The sequence below is a fragment of the Streptomyces sp. NPDC088354 genome, from assembly GCF_044753585.1.
Taxonomy (GTDB): domain Bacteria; phylum Actinomycetota; class Actinomycetes; order Streptomycetales; family Streptomycetaceae; genus Actinacidiphila.
Window position 1 is genome coordinate 38,289 of record NZ_JBIVNJ010000009.1, and the last position, 15,542, is coordinate 53,830.

The window sequence follows — 15,542 nt, forward strand, 5'->3', positions numbered from 1 at the left end:
CCCGCCCGGACCCGGGCACGTCCCGCTCCTCCCCGTACGGCGTGCGGAGCCGCGGGGAGTCAGCCCAGGGCCAGCATGAGCGGGGTGTGGCGCCGGGCGTCGTCGCCGGGAAGGTCGCGGTCGCCCAGCACCATCAGGGTGTTGGGGAAGGCGGGCAGGACGCCGTGTGCGGCCGCCCAGGCGGGGAGGGTGTGGCGCAGGGGGTCCTCGGTGCGCAGGTCGAGGCGGACGGGGCCCTCGGCGTCGCGGGCGATCGCCGTGACGAGCCGCCGGGCGGCGGCCGTGGTGTCCGCGACGATCGGGCCGAGGACGAGGGTGCCGTCGTTGCGCCAGGCGGAGGCGTAGCCGGTGAGCCTGCCGTCCTCTTCGGTCACCAGGGTGCGTTCGGCGAACCGGGGGAGATCCTGCAGCAGCGGCGAGCGGTCGGCGCCGAACACCTCGGCGTCCAGGGCGAGCAGGGCCGGCAGGTCGGCCTCCCCGGCGGGCCGGGGCGCGGCTGGGTCCGGTTCGTCGGCGGCCGGCGGGCGGAAGCCGCCGCGGTGGGTGACGACGGTGCCGACGGTGCGGAAGCCGAGCTTCTCGTACAGCGGCCGGCCGCGGTCCGTGGCGTGCAGGGTGACGGTGTCGTCGCCCGCTTCGCCGAGGACGTGCGTCATGATGCGCCGGCCGACGCCGCGCCCCTCGTAGCGCGCGGCGACGAGCACCATGCTCACGGCGGCGAGGCCGCCCGCGTAGCGGGTGAGGACGGTGGTGGCGGCCAGGCCGCGGCCGTCGGGGGCGTCGATGCCCCAGCCGGTGCCGTGGGTGAGCAGGAAGCGCCACTTGCGCTCCTCGGCGCCCCAGTCACGGCTGACGGCGAGCTCCGAGCAGGCGGCGAGGTCGCCGGGGCCGAGGCGGCGGACGGGCAGTGGCGGCAAGGGGGATGTCATGCGGGAAGCGTGGCCGGGGGTGGCTGGGCGGCGGGCATAGTTTTCCCCTATGGGCATCGGCCGGGCCGGATGTCCTCCGCCCGTTGCACCCGGGACCTGCCGCGGGCCGCGGAGGCGACGGCTCTCCGGGCAGTCCGACCGGCCGTCGTGTGGCTGCCGTTGCACGCGTCGGGGCCGGGGACGGTGACGCATCACGGCCGACCGGCGCTGCGCCCCCGTCGGTACGTCCACCGCCGAGCACTGCGCGCGCTCCCACGTGCTGGTCGTGCCGTTCGCCGGGGACGTGCGCGAGCCGGCGGAAGAGGCGATGCGGCTGTTCGGCGCCGGCCGGGTGGTCGCGTACCGTCGCGGAGGGACCGGCGAGGGAGAGGGAACGTGGGACGGCTGCACATCTTCGACATGGACGGGACGCTGATGCACGGCTCCTCGGCGAGCATGGAACTCGCCCGGGAGCTGGGCCTGGTGGCCGAGTTCCGCGAGCTGGAGACGGCGCTGGCGGGCGGCCTCCTCGACCCGCCCGGCTTTGCCGAGCGGGCCTGGGGGATGTACGGCCTGCTGACCGACGCGCACCTTGCGGCGGCCTTCGAGGGCGCCCCGTGGCTCACCGGGATACGCGAGGTGTGGGCGGACATCGCCTCCCGCGGCGAGCACTGCGCCGTGATCTCGCTCTCGCCGGACTTCTTCGTCCGGCGGCTGCTGGCCTGGGGTGTGCACGAGGTGCGGGCGTCGGTCTTCCCCGAGGTGCCGTTCGCGCCGGACGCGCTGCTGGACCGGTCGGGGATCCTGCTCCCGCAGTCCAAGGTGACGGCGGCGGACGAGCTGTGCGCCCGGTTCGGGGTGAGCCGGCGGGAGTGCGTGGCGTACGGGGACTCGATGTCGGACACCGCGCTCTTCGCCGCGGTGCCGGTCTCGGTGGCCGTCAACGGCGACCACCACGTGAGCGGCCTGGCGACCCACGCCTACGCGGGACGTGATCTGCGCGAGGCGTATGCACTCGTCACCGGGTGACGGTGAATTCCCCGCCGGGAAGGGTGCCGCGGCGCTGGGGAATGCATAACTCCGGGTAATGCCCGCAGCGTACGCGGCGTTCCGTGTCGCATGGGGGCGGGCCCCGTAGGCAACCGAGCCTAACGGGATTCGTATCCGCGTTTCCCGTTCTTCCGGCTATTTGTCCATTCGGCGTGATGCGCCTGGCAGGCTCTCCGTGCAGAACGTGTGCCGACGACGGACACCGACCGGGAGAAGCTCGAGGCGAACCTGATCATGGACGCTCTGACCACGAACGTTACCGGGCCCGGCAAGGGGGCCGACGCCGACGCCGACGGATGGTTCAGTCCCCGCCGGCCCCCGGACGGACCGCGGACGCAGCACGACGGGACGGTGGGCGGCACGGGCGCGAGGGGCCTCGCGAACGGGACGCCCAGCAGACCGGTGCGGCCGATCCGGCCGGTGGGGACGGGTGCCCACCGGATATCCGCGCGGCCGGACGCCGGCGACGGCGGCACCGCGGTGCCGCGGCCGGTCCCGGACCCGCCGCCCCCGCCCCCGCCCCCCTCCCCGCCCTCACCGGTCCCGGACCCGCCGGCGCGGTCCGGGCCGCGTACCGCGGAACACGGGCCGAGCCCGGACGCGGTACTGATCCGCAGGACCATGGAAACCGTCGCCCCCGTCGCTGACAAAACGACGTCGTATTTCTATGCGCTTTTGTTCATACGGCACCCGGAATTGCGCGAACTCTTCCCGGCGGCGATGGACAGCCAGCGCGACCGATTGCTGAAAGCGCTTCTCACCGCCGCAGAACACATCGACGACGCCGAGACGCTGACCGAATACCTCGCCCATCTGGGCCGCGGGCACCGCAAGTACGGCACCCGCCCCGAGCACTACCCGGCCGTCGGCGAATGCCTGATCGGCGCCCTGACCCGCTACGCCGCCGACATCTGGGACGACGAGGTCGAGGCCGCCTGGGTGCGCGCCTACACGGCGATCTCGCAGATCATGATCGACGCCGCGGCCGCCGACGAGAAGCACGCTCCGCCCTGGTGGCACGCCGAGATCGTCTCGCACGACCTGCGCACCCCGGACATAGCCGTGGTCACCGTGCGGCCCGACCAGCCCTACCCCTTCCTCGCCGGGCAGTACACGACACTGGAGACCCCCTGGTGGCCGCGCGTGTGGCGGCACTACTCCTTCGCGTCGGCCCCCCGCGGCGACGGCCTGCTCGTCTTCCACGTCAAGGCCGTCCCGGCCGGATGGGTCAGCGGGGCGCTGGTGCACCGCGCCCGGCCGGGCGACATCGTCCGGCTCGGCCCCCCGTCCGGCTCCATGGTCGTGGACCACAGCGCCGACAACGGTCTGCTCTGCCTCGGCGGCGGCACCGGCATCGCCCCCATCAAGGCGCTGGTGGAGGACGTCGCCGAGCACGGCCGGCGGCGCGCCATGGAGGTCTTCTACGGCGCCCGCAGCGACCACGACCTGTACGACCTCGACACCCTGCTGCGGCTGGACCGCACGCACCCATGGCTGTCCGTCCGCCCGGTGGTCTCCGAGGGCGGCCCCGGCAGTCTGCACGGTCAACTGCCGGAGATCGTGCACCAGTACGGCCCCTGGCCGGAGTTCGACGCGTATCTGAGCGGTCCGCCCGGGATGATCCGCCGGGGCGTGGACAGTCTGCTGCGCAGCGGCATCCCCTCGCAGCGCATCCGCCACGACCTGATCGAGGAACTGGTCGCGGCAGGCGACTGACACCCTCCGGCCCCGCCCCCGCCTCACGAGGAAAAACGTTGCCGCACCACCGCCCGGCCCGGATCAGCCCAGATCGGAGGAGAGCAGCCCCAGCACGCCCTCGATGTTGCCGTCCAGGTAGTGCCGCAGGGTGAGCGGGACGACCTCCACCGAGGCGAGCCCCACCCGGCTGAAGGGGACGCGCACGATCTCGTACGTCCCCGAGGGCTCGTCCACCTCGGGGCCGTGCCGCCGGGCCGGGTCCATGGACGCCAGCCGGCAGACGAAGAAGTGCTGCACCTTCACGCCGTGCGAGCCGTCGCCGGAGATGTGCTCGACGGTGTCGACGAAGGCGGGGACGACGTCGGTGACCTTGGCCCCGAGCTCCTCGTCGAGCTCACGGTGGAGGGCCTCCACCACGGTGGCGTCCTCGGCCTCCACGCCGCCGCCGGGGGTGACCCAGTACGGGTTGAGACCGGGCTTGGTGCGCTTGATGAGCACGAGGGAGTCGCCGTCCAGCAGGATGGCGCGGGCGGTGCGCTTGACCACGGGACGGGTGGCCGGGGCGGTCGGCGGAGCGGGTGGGGCAGGTGTTCCGGTGTCCGGGGGCATGCCTGAGATCTGCCGCGGCGCGGGAGGGCGCAAACGCCTCCGGGACGGCGAATCGGAACGCGCAGTTCCCCCGGACGTCACCCGCCGGCCGCCCGGCGCCCGCTCACCAGCCGGCCGCCGCCCGGATGAGCCGCTCGTGCACCCGCGCGATGTGCGGCAGGGCGAGCGTCCCGGCGCGCACGGAGACGAAGTAGGTGCGCAGCGGGGGCACCGGCGGCTCCAGCAGCGCCGCGGCGGCCCCTCCGGTCAGCGCCTCGCAGCACAGGTAGCGCGGCAGTACGGCCATGCCGACGCCGGCCAGTACGCACTCCAGCACCGCCCGCAGGTCCGGCACCACGATCGCCGGCACGATCGCGGGGCTGCTGTCGAAGACCGCCGACCAGTAGTGGTCGAGCAGCGGCATGCCCTCGTCGTAGGAGATCACCGGGACGTCGTCCAGGGCCCGAACGCCGTGGGTGTGCACGGCCTGCGGCCCGCCGATGCGCTCCTGCCAGGCGGGGGCCGCGACCAGGATCTGCTCCTCGTCCCACAGCGGGGTGGCGGCCAGCAGGCGGTCCCGCGGGCGGATGGTGCCCAGGGACACGTCGTGGTGCCCGGCGGCGAGACCGGCCAGCGCCTCGTCCTCGCCCGCGAGCGCTATGCGCAGTTGCAGGCCCTCGGCGACCAGCGGCGCCAGCGCGGGCAGGGCGCGCAGCGAGGTGAAGGTGGGGGGTCCGGCGAGGTGGAGGGTGCGGTGGCCGGAGTCCTCGGCGATGTCCCCCTCGGTGATCTCCAGGAGGGCGTCGAGGTGCGGGGCGACCCGGTGGGCCAGGTCGTCGCCGACCGGCGTGGGGCTGACCCCGCGCGGCAGCCGCAGGAACAGCGGGCGGCCGACCTGCCGTTCGAGGCTGCGGATCTGGCTGGTGACCGCGGGCTGGGACAGGCCCAGCAACTGGGCGGCCCTGGTGAAGGATCCGGCTCGGTGCACCGTGACGAACGTGCGCAGCAGAGCCAGATCCATGGAACCGCTCCCTTGAAGCGTCTGTCGTGCCCGCAACTATAAATATATCGATAGGTCTGCATCGCAACTGTGATTGGACACTGACGCAGAGTCAACTAGCCTTGTTCGAGCGGATCTCCGCGCGTAAAGCCAGGGTGGTCCGAGCCACGAGGGGGGAGGCTCGGGCCACCCATTCTGCGTAGCGCCGCCTACGTAGATATATCTGTTCTGCGTGAACAGCGGGCCCTACTTGGCGGCGTCGAGCGCGTGCAGCACGTCCCGCACGATGTCGGCCGCGTCCTCCACACCCACCGAGAAGCGGACAAAGCCCTCGGGCACCGCGTCCCCGCCCCAGCGCGCCCGGCGCTCGGCCGTGCTCGTCACGCTGCCGAAACTGGTCGCCTCGGTCGTCAGCAGCAGCGCGGACAGGAAGCGTTCGGCGTGCGCCTTGTCCGGGAGCGTGAAGGAGACGACGCTGCCGAAGCGGGCCATCTGCGCTGCCGCCACGGCGTGCGCGCTGTCCTCGGGGTGGCCGGGGTGGCGCACATCGGTGACCTCGGGGCGCTCCAGCAACGCGGCGGTCAGCGCCAGCGCGTTGGCGGCCTGCCGGTCCACGCGCAGCGCGAGCGTGGACAGCGAGCGGTGCGCCAGCCAGGCCTCCATCGGGCCCGGAATGGCGCCCACCGTCTTGCGCCACAGCCGTACCTGGGCGGCGAGTTCGGGGCGGCGGGTGGTCACGTAGCCCAGCAGCAGGTCACCGTGGCCGGACAGCGCCTTGGTGCCGCTGGCCACCGAGAAGTCCGCGCCGAGGTCGAGCGGGCGCTGACCGAGCGGCGTGGCCAGGGTGTTGTCCACGGCGACCAGCGCCCCGGCGGCGTGGGCCGCGTCGGCCAGGCGCCGGATGTCGCACACGTCCAGGCCCGGGTTGGACGGGGTCTCGATCCACAGCAGCTTCGCGCCGTGGAGCATCTCCGCCTGTGCGTCGCCCGCGGTCGGGGCGAGCCGTACCTCCACCCCGTACTCCTCCAGACGCCCCCGCAGGGAGCGGGTGGCCTGGTAGCAGTCCGAGGGGAGCACCACGGTGTCCCCGGTGCGCACCTGGGAGAGCAGCACGGAGGAGATCGCGCCCATGCCGGAGGAGAAGACCAGTGTCTCGGCGTCGGCGTCCGGGGACTCCAGGGCGGAGATGGCCTCCTCCAGCCGGGTCCACGTGGGGTTCTCGTCACGTCCGTAGGTGTACGGACCGGAGACGTCGCCCGGCAGGTGGAAATGCGCGGCGAAGACCGGGCCGGGCAGCGCGGGCTCGTGCGGCCGGGCTTCCGGGCGCCCGGCGTGCACGCTGCGCGTGCTGTCCCCGGGCGCGTTCTCGTACTCCGTCATCGCGCTCTCCTCGCTCTCCCCGCGACGTCGGACGTCACGGCGGACCATGTCGGTGTACGGCCCATCCAACCCGATCGGCCCTCAGGCCCGCGACAGGGCCTCCCGGGCGGCGCGGCCGGCGGCGGCGCCGTAGTGGCCGCCGAAGAGCGCCGCGTGCACCAGCAGCGGGTGCAACTGGTGCAGCGCCACCCGCTCCCGCCGCCCCGGAACCGGGCGCACCTCCTCGTACGCCGCGAGGATCCGCGGCATCTGCGGGCAGCCGAACAGCTCCAGCATCGCCAGGTCCGCCTCGGGGTCGCCGCCCTGCGCGGCGGGGTCGACCAGCCGGGCGCGGCCGTCGGCGGCGAACAGGACGTTGCCGGACCACAGGTCGCCGTGGATCAGCGCGGGCGGCCGCGGGGCTCCCGCGATCCGCGGCAGCAGCTCGCAGACCCGCTCCACCGACCGCACATCGGCCGGGGCCATCGCCCCGTCGCCGGCGGCCTGCCGCAGGAAGGGCAGCAGCCGGTGCTCGGCGTGGAAGGCCGCCCAGTCCTCCGGGGCGGCCGGCGGCGGCCCGGTGGGGGACGGCAGCGGGAGCCGGCCGAGGAAACCGGGGCCGGCGGGGCCCCAGGCCGCGGCCCGCACGTCGTGCAGTGCGGCCAGTTCACGGCCCAGCCGCTCGGCCTGGGAGGGCGTGGCGGGTCCGGGCTCGATCCACTCCAGGACCAGGGTGTTCCGGTCGGCCGCCAGCACCCGCGGCACCGCGACCGTGCCGGTGGAGCCGAGCAACCGCAGTCCCGCGGCCTCCGCGGCGAAGAAACCGTCCGGGGCGTCGTGGAGCGTCTTGGCGAAGACCGCGCCGGGTCCGCCGGGCCCGTCCAGCCGGGCCGCCGTGCAGATGGAACCGCCGCCCACCGGGACGGGATCGCCGGCGTCCCGGCCCAGCAGGGCCGACACGTCGGCAGCGAGGCCGGCGAGGCCGCCCCCGCCGGCGACGGCGGGCGGGTTCATGGCGCCGGGGCGGGCTCGCCGAGGGCGTCGCGCACGGTGTCCAGCAGGCCGTCGGCGGCGGCCTCGCACATCTCCAGGCACAGCGCGAAGCCGTCCATGTCCCCGTAGTAGGGGTCCGGCACGTCGAGTGCGCCGGCGTCCGCCGAGCCCGCGACCGCCGGGTCCCAGCTGCGCAGCAGCCGTACCTTGGCGGCGTCCTGCGGGGTCGGCGCGAGGCGCCGCAGGGCCCGCAGGTGCCCGGCGTCCAGGGCGACGACCAGGTCCAGCCCGGCGAACCACTCGGGCTGGAACTGCCGGGCGACGTGCTCGTGCCCGTACCCCGCGGCACGGAGCACGGAGACCGTGCGGTGGTCGGCGCCGTCCCCCTCGTGCCAGGAGCCGGTGCCCGCGCTGTCGATCACGACGCGGCCGTCGAGCCCGGCCTCCTCGACGCGGGCGCGGAAGACGTGCTCGGCCATGGGCGACCGGCAGATGTTCCCGGTGCAGACGAAGCACACCCGAAACGGTGTGCGGGACGACGACGCAGCGCTCATGGCCTCCATGATGCAGCTCTCGCGCTCAGTCCTCGTCGGGCAGGAGCATGTTGAGCGCCCAGGACACGATGCTGATGATCAGCCCGCCGAGCACGGCGGCCCAGAAGCCCTCGACGTGGAAGTCCAGGCTCAGTTTGCCGGACAGCCAGGAGGTCAGCAGCAGCATCAGGGCGTTCACCACCAGGGTGAACAGTCCCAGGGTGAGGATCAGCAGGGGGAAAGAGAGCAGCTTCACCAACGGCTTCACCAGCCAGTTGACCAGGCCGAAGACCAGGGCGACCAGGATCAGGGTGAGAGCCTTGTGCGCCGTGTCGTCACCGGTGAGCGTGATGTTGCCCACGAGCCAGATGGCCACGAGCAGGGCCCCGGCGTTCGCGAGCGTCTTGACGACGAAGTTCATCATGGCTGAGATCGTCGCAGAAGTGATCGCGCAGGCACAGGGGTGCAAGGGAGCGGGCAAGTGAAGGTGTTCCGGCTGGACGACCTGGAGGCCGAACGCGCCGCCAACAACGGCGCGTATCTGAGCTTCCTGCGGGAGCGGAACATGTCCGCCGGGCTGTACGCGCTGGCGGCGGGCGAGCTCGACCCGCAGAAGCCGCACGACCAGGACGAGATCTACCTCGTGGTGAGCGGCCGCGCGCTGATCACCGTGGGGGAGGAGACGACGCAGGTCGCGCGGGGCAGCGTGGTCCACGTGCCGGCCCGGGTGCCGCACCGCTTCCACCACATCAGCGAGGACCTGCGGGTCCTGGTGGTCTTCTCACCGCCGGAGGGATGAGGGCCGCCGTCCGGGTCCCGTAGGGGGACGGTCAGGGACGGATGGGGTCCGCCGGGCCTCCGCGCCGGCCCCTCGCGGCCCTAGCCTTGGGAGCAAGGACGATACGGAGGAGGAAACGGTGAAGCTGTTCGAGGGCGTTCCCTGGTGGGTCAAGTGGATCGCGGTGCCGGTGATCGCGATCGTGGTCTTCGGCGGCATGATCGCCAGCGCGGTCGGCTTCCTGTTCTGGCTGCTGTTCAAGGTGCTGATCTTCGTGGCGCTCGTCGGCGGCCTGGTGTTCGTCGTGAAGAAGGTCACCTCGTCGTCCTCGTCGTCGGACTCCCACGACCGGTGGTGACCCGGCGGGGCCCGGCGACGGACCGGACCCCGCGGGTGCGCGCCGCTCAGTCCTTGAGCGGGACGCGTTCGGGGCGTTGCGGCGCCGAGCCATTGGACGACGGCTCGGCCCCACCGTTCATCTGGGCGAGCAGCTGACGGGCCAGCCCCAGGCCCGTGCCGCCCATGGTGAGCGCCTTGGCGAACATCTCGGACATGCCGTCCGCGCCGTTGAGCAGCACCATGTGGTCGACGTTGCCGAAGGCGGACGCGCCGGCCCGGACGATCTCCGGCCAGTTCTCGGCCAGTTGCTGGGCGACGACCGCCTCCTGGTTCTCCGCCAGCGCGGCGGCCCGCGCCTTGATCGCCTCGGCCTCCGCCAGACCCCTCGCCTTCGCGGACTCGGCCTCCGCCAGACCGCGGGCCTGGGTGGCCGCGGCCTCGGCCTCGCCCGTGGCCCGGGTGGCCGCGGCGCTCGCCAGACCGCTGAGCTTCGTCTGCTCCGCCTGCGCGGCGGCGGCCGACTTCACCCGGTTCGCCTCGGCGATCGCGGCCAGCTCCGTCTCCTTGGCCTTCGCCTCGGCCGCCGAGATCCGCGCGTCGCGCTCGGCCTCGGCCAGTGTCCGCTTCTCGTACGCGGAGGCGTCCGCCGGCTTGCGGACGTCCGCCTGGAGCTGCTGCTCGCGCCGCTGCGCCTCCAGTTCGGCGACCCGGGTCTCCTGCACCACGACCTCCTGCCGGGCCGCGGCCTCGGCGAGCGGACCCGCCTGCTGCGCGGCCGCGGTGGCCTTGTCCCGTTCGGCCATGTAACCGGCCTGCAGGATCTGGCTGTCCCGGGTGGCCTCCGCCATCCGGGCCGCGGCCTGCTGCTCGGCCTCGGTGGCCATCCGGTCCGCCTCCGCCTGCGCGATACGGGCGTCACGGTGGACGGCGGCCGCGTGCGGGGCGGAGAGGTTCTTGATGTAGCCGGTCGGGTCGACGATCTCGTGGATCTGCAACGAGTCGATGATCAGGCCGAGCTTCTCCATCTCCGAGCCCGACGCCGCCCGGGTCTCGGCGGTCAGCCGCTCCCGGTCGCGGATCATCTGCTCCACCGTCAACCCGCCGACGATGGACCGCAGATGACCGGCGAAGACGTTGTGCACCCGCTCGGCCATGAACTTCTGCTGGTCCAGGAAACGCCGCGCGGCGTTGGCGATCGACACGAAGTCGTCGCCGACCTTGAAGATCACCACGCCGTGCACCTTGAGCGGGATGCCCTGCTGCGTGACGCAGTCCACGTTCAGCTCGGCCTCGTTGAGGTCGAGCGACAGCTTCCGCACCACCTGGACACCGGGCATCACCAGCGTTCCGCGACCGGTGACGACGCGGAATCCCATGCCCTCCCCGACACCGTCGGTACGGTGCTTGGAACCCGAGATGACCAGTGCCTCGTTCGGCTCGGCAACCCGCCACATGAGCCGGAACAGCACGACCACCACAATGAGAGCGACGAGCACCGCGCCCGCCGCGACGCCGATCACCATCGGCATACGCCCCCTTACGATTGGCCCCGATCGGGGCCGCGTACGGGAGTGTGCGCCTGCGCAAGACGCACCGGAAGATCCTGGCGCATCCTTGTCGCGTTCTTGATACGAACGGCTCCGTCCCCGTCAGCCGCCCCGTCGACTGCCCCTTCGGACGCCCCGTCAGCCGTACGCCGGCGCGACGTACACGGTCCGCGGCGGCAGGTACTCGACGACCACCACGACCGTGCCCTTCGCGATGCGCTCCCCCGCGGTCGCCGGGTACGCCAGGAAGGCCTCCGCACCCCCGCGGACCTGCACGATCACCTCGCCGACCAGCTCCGGGCCGACCGTGCCGGTCACCCTCCCCTGAAGCCCGATCACCTCGCCCACCCCCCCCGTACTCGCGCAGCTCAGCGCGCCCGCCGCCGGCGGCGCCCGCCGCCCGTGGGGACAGTGTCCCTCCCCGGGCGGTCCGCCGACACCACCAGCGCGGCCAGCGCGGTCGTCAGCGGCACGGCCACCACCAGCCCGATGCTGCCGACCAGGGTCCGGACGATCTCCTCGGCGACCAGCTCGCTGCCGGCCACCGCCAGCACGCCGCGCTGCGCGACGGAGAAGAGCAGCAGCAGGGGGAGCGCGGCGCCCGCGTACGCCAGCACCAGGGTGTTGACCACCGAGGCGATGTGGTCGCGCCCGATGCGCATCGCCGCCCGGTACAGCTTCCGCGGGCCGGCGCCCGGATCGGCCTCCCGCAGCTCCCACACGGCCGAGGTCTGGGTGACCGTCACGTCGTCCAGGACACCGAGCGAGCCGATGACGATGCCCGCCAGCAGCAGGCCGTGGATCTCGATGCCCGGGTAGAGGTCGTGGATCAGCCCGGTCTCGTCCGAGGTGTTGCCGCTCAGCACCGCCCAGTCGATGAACACCGAGCCCAGCAGCGCGATCAGCAGCAGCGAGCAGAGCGTGCCGAGCACGGCCACCGAGGTACGGGCGTTGAGACCGTGGCACATGTAGAGCGCGATCAGCATGATGGCGCTGCCGCCGATGACCGCCACCAGCAGCGGATCGCTGCCGTGCAGGATCGCCGGGAGGATGAACAGCGTCAGCACCGCGAAGCTGATGATCAGCGCCACCAGCGCCAGGATCCCGCGCAGCCGTCCGACCAGGACCACCGCCGCCGCGAAGAGCCCGGCCAGCAGCCACAGCGGCAGCGACCGGTCCACGTCGGCGACCGAGTACTGCAACTCCTTGGGCGCGGCGGGCGCGTAGGTCAGCAGGACCTTCTGCCCCTGCGTGTAGTGCCGGGTCTGGCTCGGCTGCACGATCTCGGTGAAGGTACGGCCGGTGTCCTTGCCGGAGGTGACCTTGATGGTCGCCCGCTCGCAGATCGACGGGGCCGCCGACGGGGCGGGCGAGGGGCCGCCGGACGGCGTCGCGCCGGGCCCGCCCGGGCTGTTCGGCACCGCGTTGACGTCCGCGCACTTGACGTTCTCGACCCGCACCACGCGGCCCGACTGGGTCTGCTGGTCGAACCCGACGCCCGTGCGCTTGTGGGCCGGCACCCCGTTGGGCCAGAGCACCACCAGGCCGACCACCACCGCGGCGACGAACGGGATCAGCACCGCGGCGATGACCTTCCGCAGGTGCCGGGAGACCGGCGGCACGGGCCCGTGGCCATGGCTGTGCCCGTGACCGTGCCCGTGCCCGTGGTCACGACCGTGCCCGTTGCCGTGCTCGGGGGGCTGGGGTTGCGCATGAGGGGAGTCCACGCGCCGATCATCCCAAGGCCCACTGGTGTGCGCCGGAGAAGACCCGCTAGCGTGGTCGCACCTTTGCACACCGCGGGAGCTCGGAGCACCGGGCTGAGAGGGCGCTGAACGGCCGAGGGCCACCAGCTGCGCCGACCGCTGAACCTGTTACCGGGTAATGCCGGCGTAGGGAGTGGGTCTCATGACCATGCGCGATGCGAACGCGCGCGAAATCGGCTGGCACAAGGGCTATGTGACCGGGTCGCGCCCGGACATCGAGGTCCCCGTCCGCCGGGTGCACCTCACCAATGGCCGCGACGTGACGCTGTACGACACCTCCGGTCCGTACACCGACCCCACCGTCACCACCGATGTGCGCCGCGGCCTGGAGCCGCTGCGCGAGAACTGGATCGTCGCCCGCGGCGACACCGACGCGTACCCCGGCCGTCCCGTCCGCCCCGAGGACGACGGCATCAAGCACACCGCACCCCGCGGCGGGCTGCGCAATCTGGACGCCGTCTTCCCCGGCCGCCCGCGCCTGCCCCGGCGCGGACGGGAGGGGCGGGCGGTCACCCAGCTCGCGTACGCCCGGCGCGGCGAGATCACCCCGGAGATGGAGTTCGTCGCGATCCGCGAGGACGTCGCCCCCGAGGTCGTCCGCGAGGAGATCGCGGCGGGCCGGGCGGTGCTGCCGGCGAACGTCAACCACCCGGAGACCGAGCCGATGATCATCGGCAAGCGGTTCCTGGTGAAGGTCAACGCCAACATCGGCAACTCCGCCGTCACCTCCTCCATCGAGGAGGAGGTGGAGAAGATGACCTGGGCCACCCGCTGGGGCGCCGACACGGTGATGGACCTGTCCACCGGCCGCAACATCCACACCACCCGCGAATGGGTGCTGCGCAACTCCCCCGTCCCCATCGGCACCGTCCCCCTCTACCAGGCCCTGGAGAAGGTCGACGGCAGGGCCGAGGAGCTGACCTGGGAGATCTACAAGGACACGGTCGTCGAGCAGGCCGAACAGGGCGTCGACTACATGACCGTCCACGCGGGCGTCCTGCTGCGGTACGTCCCGCTGACCGCCCGCCGCAAGACCGGCATCGTCTCCCGCGGCGGCTCGATCATGGCGGCGTGGTGCCTGGCGCACCACAAGGAGAGCTTCCTCTACGAGAACTTCGAGGAGCTCTGCGAGATCCTCGCCGCCTACGACGTCACGTACTCCCTGGGCGACGGCCTGCGGCCCGGCTCCATCGCCGACGCCAACGACGAGGCCCAGTTCGCCGAACTGCGCACGCTCGGCGAACTCAACACCGTCGCGAAGCGGCACGGCGTGCAGACCATGATCGAGGGGCCTGGGCACGTCCCGATGCACAAGATCGCCGACAACGTGAGACTGCAGCAGGAGATCTGCGAGGAGGCGCCGTTCTACACCCTCGGTCCGCTGACCACCGACATCGCGCCCGCCTACGACCACATCACCTCCGGTATCGGCGCCGCGATGATCGCCTGGTGGGGCACGGCCATGCTCTGCTACGTCACCCCCAAGGAGCACCTCGGCCTGCCCGACCGCGACGACGTCAAGACCGGCGTGATCACCTACAAGATCGCCGCCCACGCCGCCGACCTCGCCAAGGGCCACCCCGGCGCGCAGGACTGGGACGACGCGCTGTCCGACGCCCGCTTCGAGTTCCGCTGGGAGGACCAGTTCAACCTGGCCCTCGACCCGGACACGGCACGGGCCTTCCACGACGAGACGCTGCCGGCAGAGCCGGCGAAGACGGCGCACTTCTGCTCCATGTGCGGCCCGAAGTTCTGCTCGATGAAGATCTCCCAGGACATCCGGAGGCAGCACGGCGGCACGGCCGAGGAGATCGAGGCCGGTATGGCGGGGAAGTCCAGGGAGTTCGCGGCGGCGGGCAACCGGGTGTACCTGCCGATCGCGGAGACGGGCGGCGGGTCGGCCGGCTGACCCGGCCGCATCAGCGGAGGCGGGCCCGCCAGGCGACCAGTCCCGGCGGGCCCGCCTCCGCGAAACCCACCGCGAACGGCTTGCCGCCGTCGTCCGACGGTCAGTTGGGCGCGTGGTCTGGGCCGCCGTAGTCCGGGCTGGAGAAGTCGGGACTGGAGAAGTCGGGACTGGTGAACCGGTGCCCGGGTTCCGGGGAGGACTCGGGGCCGGGGCTGGAGAAGTCGGGGCTGGAGTAACCCAGGCGCGGCATGCGGTGGTTGCCGTCGCCGCCCGGGCGGTCCGGAGGGGGCGGGGCGGAGTCGGCGGCCTTGGCCAGGGCCGCGTTCAAGAAGGGCTGGAGGCCGCGTTCCAGCAGGGCCCGGCGCCAGATCTCGCGCGCCGCTGCGATCTCGGGCGGTTCGTCGGGTGGGCGGTCGCTCTCGGCGGTGGGGTCGTTGCGCAGGGCCGTGAGGAGCAGGCCGATCATGCCGACGACGATGCCGCAGGCGGCGACCGCCGCGAAGAGCCAGCCGGCCTGGCGCAGCGGACCGGCGATGTTCGGCTCGGGGTGGCCGAGCGCCAGGGCGTAGCCCAGGACCAGGAAGATCACGGCGGCGGTGCCGGCGAGGACGGGTGTGAGGACGGCGACGATCGCGAACAGCCCGGCGCCCGAGCCGTCGGCGACGCCCGGTGCGGCGGCGGCGTACCCGATGCCGGAGACGGCGGCGACCCGCTGTTCGCGGCGTTGCTCGGACAGCGCCTCGCGGGCCTTGACGTAACTCTCGTACTCCGGGGCCGCGCAGGCGGAGATGGGCGCGGCGGCGCTGAGCGCCATGGTGCGCAACTGCTCGGTGTTGAGCGGGTTCCGGGCGTCCGCGAGGGCGGCCCGGGTGCTCTCCGAGTGCAGAGCCGTGTCGAGGACGCGCTCGAACTCCGGGCGGTCCTCGGTCAGCAGATGTGGAGCGCTGTTCATGTGCATCCCCCGATGCTCCGTCTCCGGTGCCGCCCCGAAGTCCGCGCTGGAGTTCCGGACCGGCTGGGCGGAAGCGGAGGAGAAGCTGCCTACGGATAACCCGATGGTAGAGCGCGGAGGTG

The 15,542-nt window shown here is 72.8% G+C and carries 16 protein-coding genes and 1 riboswitch; of the genes, 5 read left to right on the top strand and 11 right to left on the bottom strand.

The genetic code is table 11. The features are described 5' to 3' along the window. Positions 1–59: 59 nt before the first annotated feature. Entirely contained in the window at positions 60–929 is an 870-nt protein-coding gene (locus ACIP98_RS16020; RefSeq protein WP_401976343.1) for a GNAT family N-acetyltransferase, read from the bottom strand. A gap of 375 nt (positions 930–1,304) precedes the next feature. Here ACIP98_RS16020 and ACIP98_RS16025 point away from each other — a divergent pair, with 375 nt between their 5' ends. Further along, a complete protein-coding gene (locus tag ACIP98_RS16025) occupies positions 1,305–1,937 on the top strand; it encodes an HAD-IB family phosphatase (protein WP_319663384.1) in 633 nt (210 codons plus the stop codon). A 255-nt stretch (positions 1,938–2,192) separates the two neighbouring features. After that, positions 2,193–3,674 carry a globin domain-containing protein gene (locus ACIP98_RS16030; protein ID WP_401976573.1) on the top strand — a complete coding sequence of 494 codons (1,482 nt, stop codon included), beginning with the start codon at positions 2,193–2,195 and terminating at the stop codon, positions 3,672–3,674. 63 nt (positions 3,675–3,737) lie between these two features. Here ACIP98_RS16030 and ACIP98_RS16035 read toward each other — a convergent pair whose 3' ends face one another. The 6 genes from ACIP98_RS16035 to ACIP98_RS16060 all read right to left on the bottom strand — a co-directional run bounded on the left by ACIP98_RS16035 (position 3,738) and on the right by ACIP98_RS16060 (position 8,553). After that, on the bottom strand, positions 3,738–4,265 hold the full coding sequence (locus tag ACIP98_RS16035; protein WP_319663385.1) for an NUDIX hydrolase: 528 nt from the start codon (positions 4,263–4,265) through the stop codon (positions 3,738–3,740). A 103-nt stretch (positions 4,266–4,368) separates the two neighbouring features. Then, entirely contained in the window at positions 4,369–5,265 is an 897-nt protein-coding gene (locus tag ACIP98_RS16040; RefSeq protein ID WP_319663386.1) for a LysR family transcriptional regulator, read from the bottom strand. A gap of 225 nt (positions 5,266–5,490) precedes the next feature. Further along, a complete protein-coding gene (locus tag ACIP98_RS16045; protein WP_401976346.1) occupies positions 5,491–6,624 on the bottom strand; it encodes a cystathionine gamma-lyase in 1,134 nt (377 codons plus the stop codon). An 81-nt stretch (positions 6,625–6,705) separates the two neighbouring features. Next, positions 6,706–7,617: a fructosamine kinase family protein gene (locus ACIP98_RS16050; RefSeq protein WP_401976349.1), complete on the bottom strand. Its 912-nt coding sequence runs from the start codon at positions 7,615–7,617 to the stop codon at positions 6,706–6,708. Continuing rightward, positions 7,614–8,150 carry a low molecular weight protein-tyrosine-phosphatase gene (locus ACIP98_RS16055; RefSeq protein ID WP_319663390.1) on the bottom strand — a complete coding sequence of 179 codons (537 nt, stop codon included), beginning with the start codon at positions 8,148–8,150 and terminating at the stop codon, positions 7,614–7,616. The genes ACIP98_RS16050 and ACIP98_RS16055 overlap by 4 nt, the downstream gene beginning before the upstream one ends. A gap of 25 nt (positions 8,151–8,175) precedes the next feature. Next, entirely contained in the window at positions 8,176–8,553 is a 378-nt protein-coding gene (locus tag ACIP98_RS16060; protein ID WP_319663391.1) for a phage holin family protein, read from the bottom strand. A gap of 57 nt (positions 8,554–8,610) precedes the next feature. Here ACIP98_RS16060 and ACIP98_RS16065 point away from each other — a divergent pair, with 57 nt between their 5' ends. Beyond that, positions 8,611–8,928, top strand: coding sequence for a cupin domain-containing protein (locus tag ACIP98_RS16065; RefSeq protein WP_319663392.1), 318 nt, complete (start codon positions 8,611–8,613; stop codon positions 8,926–8,928). 118 nt (positions 8,929–9,046) lie between these two features. Then, complete coding sequence (locus ACIP98_RS16070; protein ID WP_319663393.1) at positions 9,047–9,265, top strand: DUF5326 family protein; 219 nt, start codon at positions 9,047–9,049, stop codon at positions 9,263–9,265. A gap of 46 nt (positions 9,266–9,311) precedes the next feature. Here the strand turns inward: ACIP98_RS16070 and ACIP98_RS16075 are convergent, their stop codons facing one another. The 3 genes from ACIP98_RS16075 to ACIP98_RS16085 form a co-directional block, all read right to left on the bottom strand. Continuing rightward, positions 9,312–10,775, bottom strand: coding sequence for an SPFH domain-containing protein (locus ACIP98_RS16075; RefSeq protein ID WP_319663394.1), 1,464 nt, complete (start codon positions 10,773–10,775; stop codon positions 9,312–9,314). A gap of 156 nt (positions 10,776–10,931) precedes the next feature. Then, a complete protein-coding gene (locus ACIP98_RS16080; protein WP_319663396.1) occupies positions 10,932–11,132 on the bottom strand; it encodes a hypothetical protein in 201 nt (66 codons plus the stop codon). A gap of 29 nt (positions 11,133–11,161) precedes the next feature. Next, complete coding sequence (locus tag ACIP98_RS16085; RefSeq protein ID WP_319663397.1) at positions 11,162–12,520, bottom strand: YibE/F family protein; 1,359 nt, start codon at positions 12,518–12,520, stop codon at positions 11,162–11,164. Between the two features lie 62 nt (positions 12,521–12,582). Further along, a riboswitch (TPP riboswitch) is annotated at positions 12,583–12,710 on the top strand. On the opposite strand from ACIP98_RS16085, the gene thiC reads away from it, so the two are divergent. Next, positions 12,702–14,468, top strand: a complete 1,767-nt coding sequence (thiC, locus tag ACIP98_RS16090; protein ID WP_401976354.1) for a phosphomethylpyrimidine synthase ThiC — start codon at positions 12,702–12,704, stop codon at positions 14,466–14,468. Its footprint overlaps the riboswitch before it by 9 nt. Before the next feature lie 100 nt (positions 14,469–14,568). Here the strand turns inward: thiC and ACIP98_RS16095 are convergent, their stop codons facing one another. Continuing rightward, on the bottom strand, positions 14,569–15,426 hold the full coding sequence (locus ACIP98_RS16095) for a hypothetical protein (RefSeq protein WP_319663400.1): 858 nt from the start codon (positions 15,424–15,426) through the stop codon (positions 14,569–14,571). Positions 15,427–15,542 lie beyond the last annotated feature (116 nt).